This window comes from Bradyrhizobium sp. 138, assembly GCF_023074075.1.
Classification (GTDB): domain Bacteria; phylum Pseudomonadota; class Alphaproteobacteria; order Rhizobiales; family Xanthobacteraceae; genus Bradyrhizobium.
Window position 1 is genome coordinate 100,787 of record NZ_JADPKT010000053.1, and the last position, 21,180, is coordinate 121,966.

Sequence of the window (21,180 nt, forward strand, 5' to 3'; positions counted from 1 at the left end):
CTTGGCTGATCGGCGTTTTCGGCACGTGCGCTCAGGACGGTCCCCTCTCCAAGCGGCGGCGCCGCGGACGCTGGACAAGCGTGGAATGAGCAACCAGTAAGGTAACCTGGCATGGCTCTCTCACCATCGGCCGAGCAGGTTCGCGAGAGGACCAATCGCGAGCTGATTGATCTGCTGCACGAGGCCGGCGAACATCTCCCGGCGCCCGAACAGGAAGATTTTACGTCCTATTTCAATCGGTTCGGCCAGGCGAAACTCGTGATGCTCGGCGAAGCCACACACGGCACGTCAGAATTCTACCGGGCACGCGCCGCCATCACCCGCCAGATGATCGAGCACCACGGATTCAACATTGTTGCGGTCGAGGCCGATTGGCCGGACGCAGCAATGCTAGATCATCTGGTGCGGCAATTGCCGTCGGAACCGCCCCGAGAGCGGCCATTCGAACGCTTTCCGACCTGGATGTGGCGCAATGCCGAAGTGAAGCAATTCATCGACTATCTGCGCATCCACAACGATGCATGCAGCGCGGATCAGAGGGTCGAGTTCCGCGGGCTCGATGTCTATAGTCTCAGCAGGTCCATCGCCGGGGTGATCGCGTATCTCGAACGCATCGACCCGGAGCGCGCGAGCGCGGCGCGCGTGCGCTATTCCTGCCTGACCCCGTGGCAGACCGATCCCGCCGGCTACGGACACGCCGTTCTATCCGGGCACGATACCTGCGAGGACGAGGTTGTGACGCAGTTGCGTGAGCTTCTGGCGCGTCGCCTCTCTTATCTGGAAACGGACGGCGAAGCCTTCTTCGATGCCGTGCAGAATGCCCGGCTCGTGCGCGCAGCTGAGCAGTACTATCGAATCATGTTTCGCGGATCGAAAGAGTCGTGGAACCTGCGCGACCGGCACATGTTCGACACGCTGCAGTACGTGATGCAGCAACGCGGGCCGCAAGCAAAAGCGGTGGTTTGGGCCCACAATTCCCACATCGGTAGCGCGGCGGCAACGTCGATGGGCTGGGCCGGCGAATTCAACATCGGTGAACTCGCCCGCGGCGCCTATGGCGATGAAGCCGTCTTGATAGGCTTCGGCACGGATCGCGGCACAGTGGCGGCGGCCTCCGACTGGGGCGGCGAGATGAAGATCAAGTCGGTGCGGCCGGCGCGCGAGGAGAGTTATGAATACCTGTTCCGCCGCACAGGTCTGGCGCGGTCCCTGACCGATTGGCGGTCGTCCGGGCGAGCCGAGCTGCGCGACAGATTGACCGGACCTAGGCTTGAGCGGGCAATCGGCGTCATCTACCGACCGGAGACGGAACTCCTCAGCCACTATTTCGAGGCGGTGTTGCCTGATCAGTTCGATGCGTTCGTCTGGTTCGAGGAGACCAAGGCGGTGATGCCGCTTGGCGCTCAACCCGGAACCGCCGCAGTGGAGACCTATCCTTTTGGGTTCTAACTCATGTCGAGTGGACGAGAGCAGTTCAGCGAAGTCTTGATCCGGCCGCACAATCTCGCGGGCATTTTGGGCGTGCCTCATGGCGCGACCGGCATCGTAATTTTTGCGCATGGCAGCGGTAGCGGTCGTCTGAGCCCGCGCAATAACCAGGTGGCAGCGGGTCTGCGCGAAGCCGGCTTTGCCACCCTGTTGCTGGATCTTCTCCACCCGGAGGAGGAGCGGAACCGCGGCAACGTGTTCGATATCCCGCTTTTGGCATCGCGGCTTGCGGACGCCGCGGATTGGGCGCGGGACGTGCCGCAGCTTGCAACGTTGCCGATCGGCTATTTCGGCGCGAGCACCGGTGCTGCGGCCGCGCTGGTAGCGGCGGCCGAACGGCAGAACGTCGCTGCGGTGGTTTCGCGCGGCGGTCGCCCGGATCTCGCCGGCGATGCGCTTCACGCGGTCAGTGCACCGACCCTGCTGATCGTTGGCGGGGCCGATCTGCCGGTCATCCCGCTCAACCGCTCCGCTTTCGCCGAGCTTCGTAGCGAGAAGGACCTCGTGATCGTGCCGGGGGCAAGCCATTTGTTCGAAGAACCTGGCGCGCTGGAGCAGGCCATGCAGCATGCGAAGCAGTGGTTCCGCAAGTTTCTGTCGTCACCTTTATCGAAAGCAGTCGCCGATGCCGAATCTGTCTTCGCCGACCGGCAGGACGCCGGACGCCGGCTGGCGTCGGCGCTCATGAAGTTCAGGGATGCGAACCCGATCGTGCTCGGCCTACCGCGCGGCGGAGTGCCCGTCGCGTTCGAGGTTGCGCAGCGGCTGAATGCCCCGCTGGACGTTGCGCTCGTGCGCAAGATCGGTGCGCCCGGACACGAGGAACTCGGACTCGGCGCGGTCGTCGACGGCGCCAATCCGCAAGTGGTGATGAATGAAGAGATCGTCCGCGAGGTCCGGCCCGACGCCGCCTATCTCAAAGCGGAGACCTCCCGCCAGCTTGCCGAAATCGAGCGCCGCCGTCGCCTCTACCGCGATGGCAAACCACCGCTCGACATCGCCGGGCGCACGGTCGTCGTGATCGATGACGGGATCGCCACCGGCGGCACTGTGAAAGCCGTGCTTAGAGCGCTCGCGAAGGCAAAACCGAGCTATCTCGTACTTGCCGTGCCGGTCGCACCGCGCGAGTCACTCGACGAGCTAGGTGCAGAGGCGGACGAGGTCATTTGCCTGATGAGCCCCGATCCCTTCTTTGCGGTCGGAATACACTATCGCGATTTCCGCCAGACGTCCGATCAGGAGGTTGCGGATCTTTTGCGTCGCGGAAGGACTTAGTCGTTCTGCGTTCAGTCGCTAACCGAAACAGTTGAGATCAATCAAAGCCAGCGCCCGAATCGTGAGAGGTCAAGATGACCAGCATGAAGGCTGAGCCATCAAGTTCACAGCAAGATCCGGCGGAGGGATCACCCGAAGTGATCAATCGCGAACTACGGCACAAAGATCTTGAGAGCAACAAAGATCTTGAGAGTACAAGGCAGCACCATGGAGAGAAGGGCCGATCGCCCGCCTGATGGGCGTCACAGCAACCGAAGCGCGGGCAATAGGCGGTCGCAATGACACAGACGATCGCAGTCTTCGGGGGCACCGGCTTCCTGGGCCGGCGCGTGGTTGTGCATCTCCTGAACCACGGTTTTTCGGTGCGGGCCGCGTCACGACATCCCATGAGCGGCAAGGTGGTTTTTCGCGACATGCCATCAGGACTGGAGTTGGTCCGGGCAGATATCGGGGATGATGCATCAATCAGCGCCACCGTTGCAGGCGTCTTCGGGGTCGTGAACGCCGTAAGTCTCTATCTCGAGCGCTCCACTCAGACGTTCCATGCAGTTCATGTCGATGCAGCCGCCCAGCTTGCGAAGTGTTCGCGCGAGTCAGGTGTCGCGCGTCTGGTGCACATCTCGGGTATCGGCGCTGACGCCACTTCGTCGTCGCGATACATCCGCAGCCGAGGACAGGGCGAAAATGCCGTGCGCACGGAATTGCCGGCCGCGACCATCATTCGCCCTGCGGTCATGTTCGGCCCGGACGACGCGTTTCTAATCCCTCTGGCCGGATTGCTTCGCAAGTTTCCTGTCTTTCCGATGTTCGGTGGCGGGCAAACGATGCTGCAGCCGGCTTATGTCGAAGACGTAGGAGAAGCGATCGCACGCGTACTCGAAGCGCCGCAACCGGCGGCCGTTTACGAACTCGCAGGTCCCCGCGTTTACTCATACAGAGGCCTGCTGGAGACAGTCAGCAATCGTCTCGGCGTGCGACGTATGCTGCTTCCGGTGCCATTTGCCATTTGGCAGACCGTGGCCTCTTTCGCTGAGCGATTGCCCCAGCCTCCCGTTACGCGAAATCAGATCGAACTGATGCGACTCGACAACGTCGCCTCACCCGGCAGCTCGGGGTTCAGTGAGCTCGGTATCGAGCCGGATGGAATCGAAGCGGCTCTCGCTGAACGCTGAAAGACAGATGCTGGGAGCCATCGGAACTTCTTAGGTCCGTTGTCATGCTCGATTCCGAACAGGTTGACTGACTAATCAGGCCTCTGGTCTCACGCGGCGGCAACGCGCGATTCAACGCACGTTGTTTTCACTTCTCCTTCATATCGGTTTCGGGCGCCACTGCCTTGGCAACCGCCCCTCTGCACCACCATCCTATCATCTACGGAAAAGAGAACGCCATGCGAGTCACGCAGGAGATATTCCAAGCTGTTTGATAGCGATCCTGGAAATCTCAACCGGGTCGCGAACGCCAGCGCCGATCTCAATCACTTTTCTTGCGACCATTTCGGCAAGCGGGTCGTCGCGGCGGTCAATCAGGCTCAGCGAATGCAGCGCGTGATTGAAGGCCCGAGTCAGAATCTCAATTTCGTCCTGATCCAGCCTGCTGTCCTCCAACAAGCGCCTTATCGGCATGCCTCATCCCCTTTGCTCGGCGGCAAACTGTAACACAGGAACAAACGTCATGGTCGGAAATGTTCTCGAGAAGACGAGGGATGAAGCGCTCGTTGCTAGGCTGCGACCGATCCCGGCATGCTCAGAGGCGTTTGAGACGGCCGGAACGATCGCACTTCTGATACGTCATATGCTGTGAAGCATGGACTGTTACGCCTCTTTGGAGCACAATGATGGTACGTGAAGGCCCGACTGAGCCTGCGACCGCACCTGTTAGGGATACGCCATTACGCGCGCAAGCGCGAAGCTATGGAATGCTATTTACGGCATTGATCGCCGCTGCGGCATTGATCACGACGGCCTACATGGTACTGACATAGGGTGGCCCGCTGATCGGTCTCGCCGGGCAGCGGCCCGCGCGTAATCTGCTCCGTGCAGAGCCCCACATCTTGCATTATCTTGGATAGCATTATCTTGGATCGCACTATCTTGGGTTGGCGATTGGCGCGCTGGACTGGTCGGGACGCCGGCCCGCGGTCACACTCAAGCGGCTCTCGCGGCCCTGTCGCAGCACAGTGAGTTCTATCGCGGAGCCGGGCGCCATTGCGTAGATCTTTCTGGTCAGTTCGCTGGCGCGCTTGATCGGCTCGGCTCCCGCCGAGGAGATCACGTCTCCGCTCTTCAGGCCGGCCTTGGCGGCCGGACCGTTCTCCTCGACGCCGACGACGATGGCGCCGCGGGAATCGTGCACGGCAAGGCTTTCGGCAATATCAGGCGTGACCGATTGAACTTCAGCGCCGATCCATCCGCGCGTGACGCTGCCCTTGTCTTTCAGTTGCGGTATCACTGTCTTGACCGTATTGGAGGGAATAGCAAAAGCGACACGTTTAGTTCGATTCTGGACTGCGCATTAGAAGCTCTATTTCCAAACGCGCCAAAAAAAATCTGGCGGGAATGGAGCTGCTTAACTAACGAACTCAGCAGCTTGCTGGCTGGGGCGGGAGGGATCGAACCTCCGAATGGCGGAATCAAAATCCGCTGCCTTACCGCTTGGCTACGCCCCAACAGGCGACGGACGGAATGGCGAAAGAACGGGCCGCCGCGGATTCCCTCCGGTCGTAGCCGGTCTATAGGCAGCGGCGCGGCATTTCAACCGCCTGGAGGGGCAAAATACCACACGGGTCCACCGGCCCCCACCTCACTCTGATATAGCCGGATCGCTCCGCGCCGGCGCCATCCCCCTTCTCCCGGCCCATTGAGACCGCCTTCGTTTCGTGGGAATACGGCGCAAAGACCTGTCCACGGGAGTGAGCCATGACCTACCGCGCGCCGATCTCTGACATGCTGCTGTCGCTCAACCATGGCGCCGGCCTCAAGGCTGCCGTGGAGGCCGGTCATTACGGCGACTTCGACGCGGACATTGCCGCGGCCGTGCTGGAGGAAGCCGGTAAGTTCGCATCCGACGTGCTGGCCCCGCTCAACAAGGTTGGTGACGAGCATGGCATCAAGCTCGATGCCGGCAAGGTCACGACCGCGCCGGGCTGGCCGGACGCCTATAAGCGCTGGACGGAGGGCGGCTGGAATGCGGTGTCCGGCCCCGAGGATTTCGGCGGCCAGGGCCTGCCGCTCGCGATCAACGCCGCCTGCACCGAGATTTGGAGCGCGGCCAACGTCGCCTTCGGCCTCTGCCCGCTGCTGACGGCCTCGGCGATCGAGGCGCTGGAGGCGCATGGCAGCGACGAGCTGAAGACAATCTATCTCGAGAAACTCGTCTCCGGCGCATGGACCGGCACGATGCAACTCACCGAGCCGCAGGCCGGCTCCGACGTCGGCGCGCTGCGCACCCGCGCCGAGAAGCAGGCCGACGGCACTTATCGCATCAAGGGGACGAAGATCTTCATCACCTATGGCGAGCACGACATGACCGACAACATCGTGCATTTCGTGCTGGCGCGTCTGCCCGATGCGCCCGCCGGCACCAAGGGGATCTCACTGTTTCTGGTGCCGAAATTCATGGTCAACGCTGACGGCTCGCTGGGGCAGCGCAACGATATCTTCGCGAGCGGCGTCGAGCACAAACTCGGCATGCATGCTTCCCCGACCTGCACCATGACGATGGGCGATCATGGCGGCGCGATCGGCTTTTTGATCGGCGAAGAGAACCAGGGCATGCGCTGCATGTTCACGATGATGAACCAGGCCCGCCTCGGCGTTGGCCTCGAGGGCGTCGGCGTTGCCGACCGCGCCTATCAGCAGGCCTTGTCCTATGCGCAGGAGCGCAAGCAGGGCCGCGCGGTCGATAGCAAGAGCGACGGCTCGGATGCGATCTTCGTCCATCCCGACGTCAAGCGCATGCTGATGCGGATGCGGGCGCAGACCGCGGCCGCGCGGACCATCTGCTATGCGACCGCGGTCGCGATCGACGTCTCGACGCGCGCCAGGGATCCCAAGGTGCGGGCTGATGCCGCCGCGCGCGCCGCGCTGCTGACGCCGATGGCCAAGGCCTATTCCACCGATATCGGCAACGAGGTCGCCTATCTCGGCGTGCAGATCCACGGCGGCATGGGGTTCATCGAGGAAACCGGCGCGGCGCAGCACTACCGCGATGCCCGCATCACCGCGATCTACGAGGGCACCAACGGTATCCAGGCGATCGACCTCGTCACGCGCAAGCTCGCGGCCAATGGCGGCGCTTCGGTGTGGGCGCTGCTCGACGAGCTCGCCGCAACGGTCAGCCAAGTCGAGGCCTCCAACGATCCCGCTTTCGGCACCACGGGTACGAAGCTGCGCGAGGCACTCGGGGCGCTGACGCGCACCAGCAAATGGCTCCTCGAGCGCGTCGCGTCCGCACCGAACGAGGCGCTTGCAGGCGCGTCGCCTTATCTGCAGCAGTTCGGCGCCACGCTCGGTGGCTGCCTGCTCGCCTCCGAAGCGCTTGCCGCCAAGGCCGACGGCAACACGGACGCCGCGCGCTACGTCTCGCTCGCGCGCTTCTTCGCCGAGAACATCACGGTGCAGGCGCCCGCACTCGAGCGCACGGTGACGGAAAGCGCCGAGTCGGTCGCGGCGGCGGATGCGGTGTTGTTGGGGTAGTTGTTTGCCGCGGGGCGTCGATGCCTAGGGTGGGGTTAGCCGTAGGCGTAACCCACCGTTTCCGCCTGCTGGTGAACAGAAGAGGTGGATTACGCTTCGCTAATCCACCCTACGGACTACGAGGCTGCGAGCTTTGCCGTTTTCCCCGGCCGCCACAGCACGATGCCCGCCGCGACAACATCCAGCACCACGCACATCGCAAACGCCGTCGTGTAGTTGCCTGTAAAGCTCCGTACTAGCCCGACGATGCCTGGGCCGAAGGCGCTGACGATGCCGCTGATCGACGTGCCCAATCCCATGGCGGCGGCGAAGGCGCTGGCGCCGATCTCGCGCTGGATGATCAAGGGCGGGAACGTGATCATGTTGCCGATCGAGAAGCCGTAGACGGCGCAGCACACCAGCAGCATCGTCGGGTTCGTGCTCTGCAGCAGAACGAACAGCGCGGCCGCCTGGCTCGTCATCGACGCCGCGCAGGCGAGCCGCGGATCGAGCCGGTCGACGAACAGGCCGAGCGACAGGCGGCCGACCACCGCCATCGCCGCCATGACGGTGACCGCGAGCCCTGCGGCGGAGCGGCCGATCAGCGGCTCCAGAAACGTCACCTGGTGGATGATGAATCCCATCTGCGCCAGCAGCGCGATCGCGATCGGCAACACCATGGTCCAGAACGCAGCGTTGGCGAGCAGCGTCTTGCGGGAATGGCTTGGCGCGGCCGCGCCTCCGCCGGAGGAACGTCCGTCCGATGCCAGCGACATCCCGGCCGGCCAGCCGATGAAGATCACGACCACCGGCAGCACCAGCACCATCATCGCCATCGTGGCCGCCAGCATGGCCGACCGAAAGCCGATGCTGCCGGACAGCGACAGCAGCAGCGGAACGAGGATGATGCCGCCGCAGGTCGCGCCGTTGAACGCGAGACTGAGCGCGAGCCCGCGGCGGCGCTCGAACCAGGAGTTCAGCACGGTCGCGATCACCACGGTGCCCATGCCGGTCCAGCCGAGCGACATCAGGCCATAGGCGAGATAGAGCTGCCAGGGCGTCTGCATCAGCGCCAGCAGCACCGTCGAGGCGCCGAGCGCCACCAGGCCGCACAGGATCAGCGAGCGCAACCCGATGCGGGCGAGCAGATCGTCGGTAAAGATGACGAGCACGGAGGTCAGGAGGAACGAGAACGTGCTGGCAGCGGAGACCAGCGTGCCCGGCCAGCCATGGGCGCGCTGCAGCTCGGCAAGATAGACGCCCTGGCCGTACAGGCCGAAGCCGAACATGAAGAACGCCATCAGGAAGCAGGCCAGCACGACGCGCCAGCCGCGGTAGTGCAGCGAGGATTCGTCGACGCGGGTTGCGGCAATCATCAATCGAGCAATCGAGCAAATGGAACCGCGCGAGATCGTGCACCACAACCACCGGTTTTTCAAATGAAACATTGTAGCCATTTGTTGCGGTGACGGCTGCCATGCGCCGGCATGTGGAAATTGGCGCCGAAAAGGTTGAGCCAGCGCATTGGCATGCCTGCGGGATGATGTAGGCTGACGTTTGGCGAGCCTCGCGAAGCGGCGAGCGTCGCAGCCAGCGCAGGGGGCTCTCATGCCGAATGGCAATATCGTGATCACCGAAGAGCGCGGAACACGCGTGATCACCCTGCGCCGTCCGGGCAAGAAGAACGCGATCACCCAAGACATGTACCGGGAGATGAGCCGCGCGATCGACACCGCGCAGAACAACCCCGATATCCGCTGCATGATCGTCACCGGTGGCTCCGGCGTGTTCACCGCCGGCGACGACATCGACGATTTCATGCACGCCGACACCTCGCGTCCCGAGACGCTGTCGGAGGGCACCAAGTTTCTCTATTCGCTCGCTCTCAACGTCAAGCCGATCATTGCGGCCGTCGACGGCGCCTCGATCGGTATGGGCACCGTGATGCTGTTCCACTGCGACTATGTGCTCGCCTCGAACGCTGCGACCTTTTCCGCGCCCTATATCCATCTCGGCCTGGTGCCGGTCGGCGCGGCCAGCCTCTTGATGCCGAATACGATGGGCTACCAGCGCGCCTTCGCGATGCTGGTGATGGGGCGGACTTTTTCCGCCGCGGAGGCGCATGCCGCCGGCTTCGTCAACACCGTGGTGTCGCCGGGACATACCGAGGTCGAGGCGCGCAAGGTGGCGCGCGATATCTGCAGGCTGCCGGCCGAAGCCGTCGCGATCTCGCGCAAGTTGCTGCGCGCGCCGACCGAAGAGCTCACCCGCCGCATCGACCAGGAAGGTCACCTGTTCGGCGAGCGGCTGAAGTCAGAGGAAGCGGTGGCGGCATTCAATGCGTTCGCGAACAGAAAGAAGCGGTAGGGGTGAGACAGTGAGGGCCATCTTCGCGAGTCCGGTATTGTAGGGTGGGCAAAGGCGCACTTGCGCCGTGCCTACGACTTTTCTTCGATCACGGTCAGATGGTGAGCACGCTTCCTCCTTCGCTCTTCGAGCTACGGCGGACAAGTCGCTTTGCCCTCCCTACGATGCTGAAGTCGGGGCGAAGTCCGGCCCATTCACGACAATGCTTCGTGAAATCTTTGCGTGGAGCGATTAGACTTGGTTCCATGCGATACCGATCCATCCTTGCCGCGCTTGCCCTCACCACCACCCTCCCCGCCTCGGCCCAAACCGCCGCGCCGGTCGAGCTGCGCATCCTGGCGATCAACGATTTCCACGGCAATCTGCGCCCGCCGCCGGGTGGTATCCGCATCGGAGATCCCGAGGACAAAAGCAAAAAAGTGATGGTGGCGGCCGGCGGCGCGGAATACATGGCGACGCTGGTCAAGCAGCTGCGCGAAGGCCACAAGAACACGATCTTCGTCGCCGCAGGCGATTTGATCGGCGCGAGCCCATTTTTGTCGGCGATGTTTCACGACGAGCCCTCGATCGAATCGCTGTCGATGATGGGGCTTGCGATCACCTCCGTCGGCAACCACGAATTCGACGAGGGCAAGACCGAGCTGCTCAGGATGCAGAACGGCGGCTGCCATCCCCTCGACGGCTGCCAGGGACCGCATCCCTTCACAGGCGCCAAATTCCGTTATCTCGCGGCGTCCACCATCGAGACCGCGACGGGCAACAGCGTGCTGCCGCCCTACGAGATCAGGGAATTCGACGGCATCCCCGTCGCCTTCATCGGGCTGACCTTGAAGGAGACCGCGGGCATCGTCTCGCCGTCGGGCATCGCCGGGCTCGAATTCCGCGATGAGGCCGAGACGGTGAATGCGCTCGTGCCGCAGTTGAAGGCGCGTGGCGTCGAGGCGATCGTGGTGCTGATCCACCAGGGCGGCGAGCCCGCCGGCGACTACAATGAATGCCCGGCTATCACGGGGCCGATCGTCGACATCGTCAGGAAATTCGACCGCGCCGTCGACATCGTCGTCAGCGGCCATACCCACCGCGCCTATATCTGCGACATCGACGGGCGGCTCGTCACCAGCGGCGACAAATACGGCACGCTGGTCACGGCGATCGACCTGAAGCTCGACCCGGCAACGCGCGATATCGTCAGCGCCAGGGGCGAGAATATCATCGTCGCCAACGCTTCGCTGGCCAAGGACCCAGAGCAGACCGCATTGATCGACGCCTACGACAAGCTCTCTGCCCCGATCGCCAACCGGCCGGCCGGTTCGGTGACGCAGACGCTGTCGCGCGTGCCGAACGAGGCTGGAGAAAGCGCGCTTGGCGATGTGATCGCCGACGCGCAATTGCTCGCAACCCGCGACGCGAAGGATGGCAGCGCTGTCATCGCGCTCACCAATCCCGGCGGCATCCGCATCGACATCGTCCCAAAGGAGAACGGCGCGATAACGTTCGGCGATGTTTTCGCCAGCCAGCCGTTCCGCAACCGCCTCGTCACCATGACGCTGATGGGCAGTCAGCTCAAGGACATGCTCGAGCAGCAATGGCTCGACCCGAAGCGGCCGCGGATCCTCCAGGTCTCGAACGGATTCAGCTATGCCTGGGATGCGGCGAAGCCATTCGGCGAGCGCGTGATCGCCGAGAGGATGACGCTCAACGGCAGGCCGATCGAACAGGCCAGCGGCTACCGCGTCACCCTCAACGATTACCTCGCCGTCGGCGGCGACGGTTTTACCGTCGCCAAGCAGGGCACGGCGCCACAATATGGCGGCTACGACGCGGATGCGCTGTTCGCGTTCTTCCGCGCGCATGGGCCGGTCGGTCCGCTACCGCTGACCCGCATCCTGCGGGTGAATTGATCCGGATCAAACGGGCCGGCGCGGGACAAACCTTTGCCATTGCCGTTCAAACGCCTAGATTGCGTTTTGCATTGCGTTTTGGCGCCGGATGCGCCAACGACGCCAAACGCCCGTTTCCTGTGAGGCCGACCTGATGAGCACGCTTCTCCTTTCCCACAAGGCCTGCCTCGACCATGTCACGCCGCCGGGACATCCTGAGCGGCCGGATCGTCTTCGTGCGGTGGAGGAAGCGCTGTCGCATGAGCGCTTCCAGTTTCTGGTGCGCGATCAGGCGCCGGAAGGCGATCTCGATCTCGTCACGCTCTGCCATAACGAGCATTACGTCACCGAGCTGCGTCACATCGCGCCGACCAGCGGACAGGTCTATATCGACGGCGACACCTCGATGTCCCCTGGCACGTGGGAAGCGGTGATGCGCGGCGTCGGCGGCGCGGTGGCGGCGACCGAAGCGGTGATGGCGGGCGAGCATCGCAACGCCTTCGTCGCGGTGCGCCCGCCCGGACATCACGCCGAGATCGGCAAGCCGATGGGCTTCTGCTTCTTCGACAACGTCGCCATCGCCGCGCGCCATGCGCAGCGCAAATACGGCATCAAGCGCGCGGCCATCGTCGATTTCGACGTGCATCACGGCAACGGCACGCAGGACATCTTCTGGTCGGACCCGACCGTGATGTACTGCTCGACACACCAGATGCCGCTGTTTCCGGGGACCGGCGCGAAAGGCGAACGCGGCGACCACGACACCATCGTCAACGCGCCGCTTGCCTCCGAAGACGGCGGGCCGGAATTTCGCTCCGCGTTCGAGAATTTGATCCTGCCGCAACTCGAAAAATTCAGCCCCGAGCTCGTGGTCATCTCCGCCGGCTTCGACGCGCATTATCGTGATCCGCTGGCCTCGCTGAATTTGCGCGCGGAGGATTATGCCTGGGTGACGCGCAAGCTGATGGATCTCGCCGACAAGACCGCAGGCGGACGCGTTGTTTCGGTGCTCGAGGGCGGCTATGACCTGCAAGGACTGAAAGAATCTGTTACGGCGCATGTCGGCGCCCTGATGGGCGCCTGACGACGCCCGCCACATTAAGCCCGCAAAACCCGCCTTCACTGCAAGGAAAGCGAATCGGGCAATCGGAAACGGATATGGCCGAAAACACCCTAGTCGACGTCTCCAGGCTCACCTTCGAGCGCGCGATCGAGGAACTCGAGACGATCGTGAAGCGGCTCGAAGACGGCAAGGTGCCGCTCGAAGAATCCGTGACGATCTACGAGCGCGGCGAGGCGCTGAAGCGCCGCTGCGAGGAATTGCTGCGCCAAGCCGAGGCCCGCGTCGACAAGATCACCACCGATGCCAGTGGCCAGGCCACCGGCACTGCGCCGCTCGACGTCCAGTAGTGAAGGCGAGACTTTCCAGCTCAGTCTGCTGACGGCGGAGGGTCCCGCGAAACATCCTCGCGGGAAGCCGGCGACCGCGGCGTTTTCGTAATCGCACGGCGCTGTCCCGCGAAGCATCGCGGTTCCGTGCAGATGGGAGCGATGGTATCCGCTCCAGAATCGGCCCGTGGAGCGACGAAAAAGGACGTCCTCCAGCAAAAAAGCCTGCCAAGGACCCGAGCAAGGCCGGAACCGCCCGTCCCGGGCCACGGTTAACCACTCTGGCCCGCCGGTTGCATCTGCATACCCCTAATCGGTCCGGCGGGTTGGCTTTGGCCCAAGCTTTGGTGTAAAGCTGCGCGGAGTGTGGCTTTTTGCAAGCCTTGCGTGGGCACCGATTACCGACGACAAGTGCTTCAAACTGCTGATGAAATTGGCTGGGACGGACGAAGCCGATCTAAGTGACAGGGATCACAGAGACTGAACCGGAGCGCACTTAAGCTTACCTAAGCTTGAAGACGGGGCCTTGCCCCATGCAGGTGGCTCCGACGGTTTGAGGATTCGCGCTGCGCCGATATTGAGCAAACCCATCGCGCACCGGAACGACCTTCCGGCGCTGACAAATTGGAAATCGCCGTGAACGCATACAGTAAAACGCCGCTTCTCGACACCATCCGGACGCCGGACGACCTGCGCAAGCTCAAGGTCGAGCAGGTTCGCCAGGTTGCCGACGAGCTGCGGCAGGAGACCATCGATGCCGTCTCGGTCACCGGCGGTCACTTCGGCGCGGGTCTCGGCGTGGTCGAACTCACCACCGCGATCCATTACGTCTTCGACACGCCGCGCGACCGGCTGATCTGGGATGTCGGCCATCAGGCCTATCCGCACAAGATTCTCACCGGCCGGCGCGACCGCATCCGCACACTGCGCACCGGTGGCGGCCTGTCCGGCTTCACCAAGCGCAGCGAGAGCGATTACGATCCGTTCGGCGCGGCGCATTCCTCGACCTCGATCTCGGCCGGTCTCGGCATGGCGGTGGCGCGCGATCTCTCCGGCGGCAAGAACAACGTCATCGCCGTGATCGGTGACGGCGCGATGTCGGCCGGCATGGCCTATGAGGCCATGAACAACGCGGGTGCGATGAACTCGCGCCTGATCGTCATCCTCAACGACAATGACATGTCGATCGCACCGCCGGTCGGCGCCATGAGCGCCTATCTGTCGCGCCTCTACTCCGGCAAGACCTATCGCACGCTGCGCGATGCGGCCAAGCAGATCAACAAGCGTCTGCCCAAGATCATCGCCAACCGCGCCAACCGCGTCGAGGAATATTCCCGCGGCTTCATGATGGACGGCGGCACGCTGTTCGAGGAGCTCGGCTTCTACTATGTCGGCCCGATCGACGGCCACAATCTCGACCATCTGCTGCCCGTGCTGAAGAACGTCCGCGACATGGAGACCGGCCCGATCCTGGTCCATGTCGTGACGCAGAAGGGCAAGGGCTACGGCCCGGCGGAAGCGTCCGCCGACAAGTACCACGCCGTCGTCAAGTTCGACGTCGCGACCGGTACCCAGGCGAAAGCAAAACCGAACGCGCCGGCCTACCAGAACGTGTTCGGCCAGAGCCTCGTCAAGGAAGCCGAGAAGGACGACAAGATCGTCGCCATCACCGCGGCGATGCCGTCCGGCACCGGCGTCGACATCTTCAACAAGGCCTTCCCCGACCGCACCTTCGACGTCGGCATCGCCGAGCAGCACGCGGTGACCTTTGCCGCCGGTCTGGCGACCGAAGGCTACAAGCCGTTCTGCGCGATCTACTCGACCTTCCTGCAGCGCGGCTACGACCAGATCGTGCACGACGTCGCGATCCAGAACCTGCCCGTCCGCTTCGCCATCGACCGCGCCGGCCTCGTCGGCGCCGACGGCGCGACGCATGCCGGCTCGTTCGACAACGCCTATCTCGGCTGTCTGCCGAACATGGTGATCATGGCGGCAGCCGATGAGGCCGAGCTCGTGCACATGGTGGCGACCCAGGTCGCGATCGACGACCGTCCGAGCTCGCTGCGCTATCCGCGCGGCGAGGGTCGCGGCATCGAGATGCCCGAGGTCGGCATTCCGCTCGAGATCGGCAAGGGCCGCATGATCCGCCAGGGCAGCAAGATCGCCCTGCTCTCCTTCGGTACGCGCCTCGCCGAATGCGAAAAGGCGGCCGATGAGCTCGCCGCCCATGGCCTGTCGACCACGATTGCGGACGCGCGCTTCATGAAGCCACTCGACACCGAGCTGGTGCTCAAGCTTGCCCGCGACCACGAGATCCTGATCACGATCGAGGAAGGCTCGGTCGGCGGCTTCGGCTCGCATGTCGCGCAGTACCTGACCGATCAGGGCGTGCTCGACACCGGCATGGTCAAGTTCCGCTCGATGGTGCTGCCCGACGTGTTCCAAGACCACGACACGCCGGCCGCGATGTACGGCCGCGCCGGTCTCGACGCCAAGGGCATCGTCGCCAAGGTGTTCGAGGCGCTCGGCAAGGACGTCAAGGCCGAAACCGTCAAGCTGGCTTGAGCTGGCTCACCTCTCCCGCTTGCGGGAGAGGTCGACGCGAAGCGTCGGGTGAGGGTTTCTCCTCTTGGGGAGTGTCCTCCGCGGAGACACCCCCTCCCCAACCCTCCCCCGCAAGCGGGAGAGGGTGCAGAGCACGCACTGTGGCTTGCACCTCGATCCAAATTTCTTCGGCTTTGCTCCCATGAAAATCTATCTGGCAGGCCCCGACGTGTTCCTGCCGGATGCGGTTGAGATCGGCCGTCGCAAGGTCGATATCTGCACCACTCACGGGCTCACCGGCCTCTATCCTCTCGACAACGCGATCGACCTCGCCGCGCCCGATGCCTCACGCCAGATCTTTTGCGGCAACGAGGCAATGATGGAGGAGGCCGACGCCATCATCGCGAACCTCACCCCATTCCGGGGCGCCGGTGCAGATCCCGGCACCGTCTACGAGCTCGGCTACATGGCCGGCCGGCGCAAATTCTGCCTCGCCTATTCCAACGACGGCGCCGCCTATGCCGATCGCGTCGGCCGTTTCATGGACGTCGTCTCCGAGGACGGACGGCTGGTCGACGCACAGGGGCTGACGGTCGAGGATTTCGGCCTTACCGACAACCTCATGATGATCCACGCGCTGGAACTGCACGGCTGCCCGCTGGTGACGCCCGCCACGATGCCGATCGATGTCTGGCACGATCTCGCCGCGTTCGAGACTTGCGTCCGGATGGCGGCCGCGCGATTGATCGCTACATAAGCGCTTCAGTCGTCTTTCGGAGAACCGATGTCCCCTGCCCGCAAGCGCGCAGATGTAGTGCTGGTCGAGCGCGGCCTGTTCGAGAGCCGGGCGCGGGCGCGCGCGGCGATCGAGGCCGGCCTCGTCACGGCCGACGACAAGCAGGTTTCAAAACCGTCGGAGACGATCGCCGAGGACGCCGTGATCCAGGCCGAGCCCGCGCACCCCTACGTCTCCCGCGGCGGCGTCAAGCTTGCCGGCGCGCTGGAGCGCTACCCGATCGAGATCGAGGATCATGTCTGCCTCGACGTCGGCGCTTCCACGGGCGGCTTCACCGAGGTGCTGCTGGCGAACGGCGCGAGCCTGGTGTTCGCAATCGATGTCGGCACCAGCCAGTTGCATCCCTCGCTGCGCGATCATCCCAAGATCGTGTCGATGGAGGAGACCGACATCCGGTCCTATGACGGCAAGCGGCTGCCGGCGCGGCCCGATGTCGTCGTCATCGACGTCAGCTTCATCTCGCTCAAGACGGTGCTGCCGGTCGCGCTTTCCCTCGCGGCTGCGCCGATGAGCCTGCTGGCGCTGATCAAGCCGCAGTTCGAGGCGGACAGGAAGCACAACAAGAAGGGTATCGTCCGCGACGCGGCCGTGCACCGGGAGATCTGCGACGACATCGCCGCCTTTGCCGCTTCGCTCGGCTGCACCGACATCGAAATATTTCCCTCTTCGATTGCGGGCGGCGACGGCAATATCGAATTCTTCCTGGGTGCGCGACGTGGTTGAGCGCCTTACCATCGATCACGTCGGCCATCGCGGTGACGGCGTCTCGCTCACGAGGGGTGATGCGGTCTACGTGCCCTACACGCTTGCCGGCGAGACAGTCGAGGTCGACCATGTCGTGGGCCACCATCCCGATCGCCGCAAGCTGCTCGCGGTCGATGTCGCAAGCCCGGAACGCATCGAGCCGTTCTGCCCGCATTTCGGCGTCTGCGGCGGCTGCACGATCCAGCACTGGGCGGCAGAGCCGTATCATGACTGGAAGCGCGGCATCGTGGTGGAGACGCTGGCGCAGGCCGGCATCGACTGCGAAGTGGCGCCGCTGGTCGACGCCCACGGCGCCGGGCGGAGGCGCATCACCCTGCACGGCCGCTTCGGCACGCATGACATCCTCAAGGTCGGCTTCTCCGCGACGAGCTCTCACGACGTCATCCCGATCCATCGCTGTCCGATCCTCGATCCCGCGCTCGACGGCGCGCTCGATGCCGCCTGGGCGCTCGCCGAGCCGATGACGTCGAAGATGCCGGTGACCAAGCCGCTCGACATCCAGGTCACTGCCACCACCAACGGCCTCGACGTCGATGTGCGCGGCTCCGGCCCGCTGCCAACGGCACTCGTCACGACGCTGTCGCGCGTCGCCGAGCAGCACCGCCTGGCGCGGCTGACGCGGCATGGCGAGCTGGTGCTGCAGCGCTTGCCGCCAACGGTGAAGATGGGCCGCGCGGAGGTGACGCTGCCGCCGGGCTCGTTCCTGCAGGCGACGGTGGCGGGCGAAGACACGCTGGCCGCGCTCGTCACCGAACGCATCGGCAAGGCCAAGCACGTTCTCGACCTTTTCTGCGGTGTCGGCCCGTTCGCGCTGCGGCTCGCCGAAAAGGCCCGCGTCACCGCCTATGACAACGACGCCGGTGCGATCGCGGCTCTCGTGAAAGCCGCGCGCACGCCGGGCCTGAAGCCGATCAAGGCCGAGCCGCGCGACCTGTTTCGCCGCCCCCTGGTGCCGCCGGAGCTGCGCGATTTCGACGCCGTGGTGTTCGACCCGCCGCGCCAGGGCGCGCAGGCGCAGGCACTGAAGCTCGCCGCAAGCAAGGTGCCCGTCGTGGTCGCGGTGTCCTGCAACGTTGCGACATTTTCCCGTGACGCCCGACTGCTGATCGACGGCGGCTATCGATTGGAGGCGGTAGTGCCGGTCGATCAGTTCCGCCACACGCCGCATGTGGAGCTGGTGGCGCGGTTCAGCCGCTGACGCTGCACCGGCCGATCATCCTCGATTCATTCCAGTCTGCTAGGCCGACGCCTCGAATTGCGGCTGCCATCGCAGCAGGTAGGACTGCAGCGAGCGCACCGCTATCGCGAGCAGGATGCCGACGAACATCATGACGAAGATGGCGACCATCATCTCGCTGGCATTGGCCCGCGCCTCGGCCTCGATGATGAGCTTGCCGAGCCCACGCTCGGCACCGATGAACTCGCCGACGATGACGCCGATCAGCGCAAAGGACACGGCCGGCAGGAGCGAAGCGAACACCCAGGCGAGCGCGGACGGGATCACGACGGTCCGCAGCACGGTGAACTCGCTGGCACCGAGCAGCCGGGCTGCGGCGATCTGGTCGCGGTCGACCGCACGCGTGCCCTCGAAGGTGTTGAAGAACACCACGAAGAACACGACGAGCCAGGCGGTCGCGATCTTGGAGAGGTCTCCGAGGCCAAAGATCAGGATCACCAGCGGCACGAGCGCAATGCGCGGTATCGAGTTGAGCGCCACGATGTAGGGTCCGAACACGCGGGCAAGGAAATCCGAACGGCCGAGAATCAGGCCAGCCGCAATCCCACTCGCTGAGCCGAACAGAAAGCCCCACCAGGTATTCTTCAAGGTGACGAGCGTGGCGAGCCACAGATTGTTGTCATTTCCCTTGATACAGGCGGCAAAGCCGCCGGCGTCAGCGAAGCAACCAAGCCGCAAAAAACTCTGCCAGATCAGCGATGGCTTGGCGACGAAATAGGGATCGAGGATCTTCGGCACATAGGCCTTCGGCAGCAGCGCCTTGCTCCATTCGAAGCCCCACTGCCAGACGACGAGAACTGCTGCGAGAATGGCCAGTTGCCAGAACAGGATGGCGGTGCGGCTGTGGGACATGGTCAGTCGGCCCTGGTGCGGCGGAACTCTTCGCCGAGGGAATGCCAGATGTGCGAATAGAGGCGGCCGAATTCGGCGGTCTCGCGCACGGCCACGGGGTCACGCGGACGCGGGATGGCGACGTCGAAGTCTTCCTTGAGGCGCCCGGGCCGCGCCGAGAGCAGGATGATGCGGCTCGCGAGCGTCAGCGCCTCGCCGAGATCGTGCGTCACGAACAGCACGGTCTGCCGCTCGCGTTCCCAGATCTCCAGCAGCGTCTTGTGCATCTCCAGCTTGGTGTGGGTGTCGAGCGCGCCGAACGGCTCGTCCATCAGCAGGATCTCGGGCTCGAGGATCAGCGTTCGCATCAAGGCGACGCGCTGGCGCATGCCGCCGGACAGCATGCGCGGAAAGCTCTGCGCAAAGCCCGAGAGCCCAGCCTTCTCGACCGCCGAAGCGACGCGCCCTGCGCGCTCGGTCTTCGGCAGTCCCGCGATCTCCAGCCCATAGCCGATGTTCTGCTCCACGGTTCGCCAGGGAAACAGCGTATCGCGCTGGAAGACATAACCGACCCTGGGGTTGACCTCGCCGGTCTCGACCGTGTCCTCGTCGATCAGGATGCGTCCGCCAGAGCGCGGCAACAGGCCCGCGACCATGTTGAGAATGGTGCTCTTGCCGCAGCCGGATGGACCGAGCAGCGCAACGAACTCGCCCTGCTTGACCTCGAAGGAGACGTCATCCACCGCCACGACCTCGCGGCCGGACGCGTTGAAGCGCTTGGCAAGACCCTGCACGGCAATGCGTATGCGCGCTGGCGCTGCTTGATCCTCACCGCGCGCAAGCGCAAGGCCATGGCCTGGCGCGACGATCATTTGTATTTCGCCCTGGCCGCCTGGAGGAAGCTCATGTCGACGACATCCTCGTATCTGGTCTCGGGAATGTCCGTTCCCTTGCGGTACCAGGGCTTGGCGCCGCGTTCGAACGCAGCCTTGTCGATGACACCGTCATAGGCCCAGGTCGACCTGTCGAAGCCAAGTTCGGCACTGACCGCATCGGGATCAATGCCCGAGAAATATTTCGGCGTGACCAGCGCCTGCACCTCCGCGAGCGGCGTCGCCTTCACGAAGGCCATCGCGCGATAGATCGCGTTGACATAGGCTTGCACCATCGCCTTGTCCTGCTCCACCGTGTCCTGGAGCGTGTAGATCACGAGCACGGGCAGTGACCCGCCGAAATCCTTCTCGAAGACGCCGGGTTTTGAGGTGTCGTAGATCGTCCTGCCAAAGCCCTTCTTCTCGACCTCGACGATCCAGCTCGGCGGCGCCATGATGGCGTCGAACTGCTTGGTCTGGAGCGAGGGGAACATCGTGTTGGTCCCGCCGCCCGCGACCCAGTTCACCTTGCCGCCGAGCCCGCGCGCTTCGAACACATAAGTGCCGAACACCCAGGTGCCGGACCCGATCGCGGTTGCGGCAACGATCGGCTTGGCGCCGTCCGCGCGCTTGTACTCCGCAAGCTTCTCGACCGAATTGATGCCGCTGTCGTAGAGGTCCTGCCGGACTATGATGCTTGCATAGGAGCACACCATCTCGGTCGCGAGCAGGATCTTGCAGGGCTTGCCGCGCGCGCCAAGCTGGAGCGGATGGCTGGCGTCGCCATGGGCGAACAGCGCCTGCCCTGCCGCCAGGGTCTGGCGGCCGAACGTGCCGGCGTTGCCGGTGACCAGCTTGGAATCCAGCCCTTCGTCCTTGAAGTAGCCCTTCAGCTCCGCGATCATACCAATGGCGTAGACCGGCGATACTGGACCGAAGGCGAGCGAGACCTGCTTGGCCTCGGCGCGCAGCTGCCCCGGCAGCAGCGATGCGCCGGCCCATGCGGAGCCCGCGATCAGCGTCTGGCGCCTGGTCATGCTCATGTGATCCTCCTCCCTCG

18 protein-coding genes and 1 tRNA gene are annotated in these 21,180 nt (G+C 64.1%); 12 read left to right on the forward strand and 7 right to left on the reverse strand.

All coding sequences use genetic code 11. The annotated features are described in order from the left end of the window. Positions 1 to 111 precede the first annotated feature (111 nt). The 3 genes from IVA79_RS18750 to IVA79_RS18765 all read left to right on the forward strand — a co-directional run bounded on the left by IVA79_RS18750 (position 112) and on the right by IVA79_RS18765 (position 3,935). Positions 112 to 1,449 (forward strand): erythromycin esterase family protein, encoded by a 1,338-nt coding sequence (locus IVA79_RS18750; RefSeq protein WP_247555301.1) that lies wholly within the window; start codon positions 112 to 114, stop codon positions 1,447 to 1,449. Positions 1,450 to 1,452: 3 nt separating this feature from the next. After that, complete coding sequence (locus IVA79_RS37010) at positions 1,453 to 2,763, forward strand: phosphoribosyltransferase family protein (protein WP_346658192.1); 1,311 nt, start codon at positions 1,453 to 1,455, stop codon at positions 2,761 to 2,763. Between the two features lie 278 nt (positions 2,764 to 3,041). Beyond that, positions 3,042 to 3,935 carry a complex I NDUFA9 subunit family protein gene (locus tag IVA79_RS18765; protein ID WP_247555304.1) on the forward strand — a complete coding sequence of 298 codons (894 nt, stop codon included), beginning with the start codon at positions 3,042 to 3,044 and terminating at the stop codon, positions 3,933 to 3,935. Between the two features lie 225 nt (positions 3,936 to 4,160). Here IVA79_RS18765 and IVA79_RS18770 read toward each other — a convergent pair whose 3' ends face one another. The 3 genes from IVA79_RS18770 to IVA79_RS18780 all read right to left on the reverse strand — a co-directional run bounded on the left by IVA79_RS18770 (position 4,161) and on the right by IVA79_RS18780 (position 5,431). Further along, on the reverse strand, positions 4,161 to 4,373 hold the full coding sequence (locus IVA79_RS18770; protein WP_247555307.1) for a hypothetical protein: 213 nt from the start codon (positions 4,371 to 4,373) through the stop codon (positions 4,161 to 4,163). Positions 4,374 to 4,851: 478 nt separating this feature from the next. Further along, positions 4,852 to 5,214, reverse strand: a complete 363-nt coding sequence (locus tag IVA79_RS18775) for a PDZ domain-containing protein (RefSeq protein ID WP_247555309.1) — start codon at positions 5,212 to 5,214, stop codon at positions 4,852 to 4,854. A 142-nt stretch (positions 5,215 to 5,356) separates the two neighbouring features. Beyond that, positions 5,357 to 5,431 (reverse strand) — tRNA-Gln (locus IVA79_RS18780). Between the two features lie 250 nt (positions 5,432 to 5,681). Between IVA79_RS18780 and IVA79_RS18785 the strand changes: the two genes are divergently transcribed. Continuing rightward, the gene (locus IVA79_RS18785; RefSeq protein ID WP_247555311.1) at positions 5,682 to 7,460 is read left to right on the forward strand and encodes an acyl-CoA dehydrogenase; all 1,779 of its coding nucleotides are present in this window, start codon (positions 5,682 to 5,684) and stop codon (positions 7,458 to 7,460) included. A 116-nt stretch (positions 7,461 to 7,576) separates the two neighbouring features. Here the strand turns inward: IVA79_RS18785 and IVA79_RS18790 are convergent, their stop codons facing one another. Then, complete coding sequence (locus tag IVA79_RS18790; protein ID WP_247555397.1) at positions 7,577 to 8,815, reverse strand: MFS transporter; 1,239 nt, start codon at positions 8,813 to 8,815, stop codon at positions 7,577 to 7,579. 232 nt (positions 8,816 to 9,047) lie between these two features. Here IVA79_RS18790 and IVA79_RS18795 point away from each other — a divergent pair, with 232 nt between their 5' ends. From IVA79_RS18795 to IVA79_RS18830, 8 genes are all read left to right on the forward strand, one after another. After that, a complete protein-coding gene (locus IVA79_RS18795; protein ID WP_247555313.1) occupies positions 9,048 to 9,806 on the forward strand; it encodes an enoyl-CoA hydratase-related protein in 759 nt (252 codons plus the stop codon). Positions 9,807 to 10,051: 245 nt separating this feature from the next. Then, positions 10,052 to 11,707 (forward strand): bifunctional metallophosphatase/5'-nucleotidase, encoded by a 1,656-nt coding sequence (locus tag IVA79_RS18800; protein WP_247555314.1) that lies wholly within the window; start codon positions 10,052 to 10,054, stop codon positions 11,705 to 11,707. A gap of 133 nt (positions 11,708 to 11,840) precedes the next feature. Further along, positions 11,841 to 12,770 carry a histone deacetylase family protein gene (locus tag IVA79_RS18805; RefSeq protein WP_247555316.1) on the forward strand — a complete coding sequence of 310 codons (930 nt, stop codon included), beginning with the start codon at positions 11,841 to 11,843 and terminating at the stop codon, positions 12,768 to 12,770. A 74-nt stretch (positions 12,771 to 12,844) separates the two neighbouring features. Continuing rightward, positions 12,845 to 13,096, forward strand: a complete 252-nt coding sequence (locus IVA79_RS18810; protein ID WP_247555318.1) for an exodeoxyribonuclease VII small subunit — start codon at positions 12,845 to 12,847, stop codon at positions 13,094 to 13,096. A 615-nt stretch (positions 13,097 to 13,711) separates the two neighbouring features. Next, on the forward strand, positions 13,712 to 15,640 hold the full coding sequence (dxs, locus tag IVA79_RS18815; protein WP_247555320.1) for a 1-deoxy-D-xylulose-5-phosphate synthase: 1,929 nt from the start codon (positions 13,712 to 13,714) through the stop codon (positions 15,638 to 15,640). 181 nt (positions 15,641 to 15,821) lie between these two features. After that, positions 15,822 to 16,376, forward strand: coding sequence for a nucleoside 2-deoxyribosyltransferase (locus IVA79_RS18820; protein ID WP_247555323.1), 555 nt, complete (start codon positions 15,822 to 15,824; stop codon positions 16,374 to 16,376). 27 nt (positions 16,377 to 16,403) lie between these two features. Continuing rightward, positions 16,404 to 17,138: a TlyA family RNA methyltransferase gene (locus IVA79_RS18825; protein WP_247555325.1), complete on the forward strand. Its 735-nt coding sequence runs from the start codon at positions 16,404 to 16,406 to the stop codon at positions 17,136 to 17,138. Further along, a complete protein-coding gene (locus tag IVA79_RS18830; RefSeq protein ID WP_247555327.1) occupies positions 17,131 to 18,378 on the forward strand; it encodes a methyltransferase in 1,248 nt (415 codons plus the stop codon). The genes IVA79_RS18825 and IVA79_RS18830 overlap by 8 nt, the downstream gene beginning before the upstream one ends. Before the next feature lie 39 nt (positions 18,379 to 18,417). On the opposite strand, the gene IVA79_RS18835 is transcribed toward IVA79_RS18830, so the two are convergent. From IVA79_RS18835 to IVA79_RS18845, 3 genes are read right to left on the reverse strand one after another with little or no spacing between them, the layout of a single operon-like run. Further along, a complete protein-coding gene (locus tag IVA79_RS18835) occupies positions 18,418 to 19,269 on the reverse strand; it encodes an ABC transporter permease (protein ID WP_247555330.1) in 852 nt (283 codons plus the stop codon). Between the two features lie 2 nt (positions 19,270 to 19,271). Further along, a complete protein-coding gene (locus tag IVA79_RS18840; RefSeq protein ID WP_247555332.1) occupies positions 19,272 to 20,120 on the reverse strand; it encodes an ABC transporter ATP-binding protein in 849 nt (282 codons plus the stop codon). Then, a complete protein-coding gene (locus IVA79_RS18845; protein WP_247555335.1) occupies positions 20,117 to 21,163 on the reverse strand; it encodes an ABC transporter substrate-binding protein in 1,047 nt (348 codons plus the stop codon). The genes IVA79_RS18840 and IVA79_RS18845 overlap by 4 nt, the downstream gene beginning before the upstream one ends. Positions 21,164 to 21,180 lie beyond the last annotated feature (17 nt).

Excerpts from the sequence above, each read along its gene's own strand:
- IVA79_RS18800 (WP_247555314.1), top strand. The coding sequence starts at position 10,052 with ATGCGATACCGATCCATCCTTGCCGCGCTTGCCCTCACCACCACCCTC.
- IVA79_RS37010 (WP_346658192.1), top strand. The coding sequence starts at position 1,453 with ATGTCGAGTGGACGAGAGCAGTTCAGCGAAGTCTTGATCCGGCCGCAC.
- IVA79_RS18750 (WP_247555301.1), top strand. The coding sequence starts at position 112 with ATGGCTCTCTCACCATCGGCCGAGCAGGTTCGCGAGAGGACCAATCGC.
- IVA79_RS18840 (WP_247555332.1), bottom strand. The coding sequence starts at position 20,120 with ATGATCGTCGCGCCAGGCCATGGCCTTGCGCTTGCGCGCGGTGAGGAT.
- IVA79_RS18785 (WP_247555311.1), top strand. The coding sequence starts at position 5,682 with ATGACCTACCGCGCGCCGATCTCTGACATGCTGCTGTCGCTCAACCAT.
- IVA79_RS18810 (WP_247555318.1), top strand. The coding sequence starts at position 12,845 with ATGGCCGAAAACACCCTAGTCGACGTCTCCAGGCTCACCTTCGAGCGC.
- IVA79_RS18795 (WP_247555313.1), top strand. The coding sequence starts at position 9,048 with ATGCCGAATGGCAATATCGTGATCACCGAAGAGCGCGGAACACGCGTG.
- IVA79_RS18805 (WP_247555316.1), top strand. The coding sequence starts at position 11,841 with ATGAGCACGCTTCTCCTTTCCCACAAGGCCTGCCTCGACCATGTCACG.
- IVA79_RS18835 (WP_247555330.1), bottom strand. The coding sequence starts at position 19,269 with ATGTCCCACAGCCGCACCGCCATCCTGTTCTGGCAACTGGCCATTCTC.
- IVA79_RS18845 (WP_247555335.1), bottom strand. The coding sequence starts at position 21,163 with ATGAGCATGACCAGGCGCCAGACGCTGATCGCGGGCTCCGCATGGGCC.
- IVA79_RS18765 (WP_247555304.1), top strand. The coding sequence starts at position 3,042 with ATGACACAGACGATCGCAGTCTTCGGGGGCACCGGCTTCCTGGGCCGG.
- IVA79_RS18825 (WP_247555325.1), top strand. The coding sequence starts at position 16,404 with ATGTCCCCTGCCCGCAAGCGCGCAGATGTAGTGCTGGTCGAGCGCGGC.
- IVA79_RS18790 (WP_247555397.1), bottom strand. The coding sequence starts at position 8,815 with ATGATTGCCGCAACCCGCGTCGACGAATCCTCGCTGCACTACCGCGGC.
- IVA79_RS18820 (WP_247555323.1), top strand. The coding sequence starts at position 15,822 with ATGAAAATCTATCTGGCAGGCCCCGACGTGTTCCTGCCGGATGCGGTT.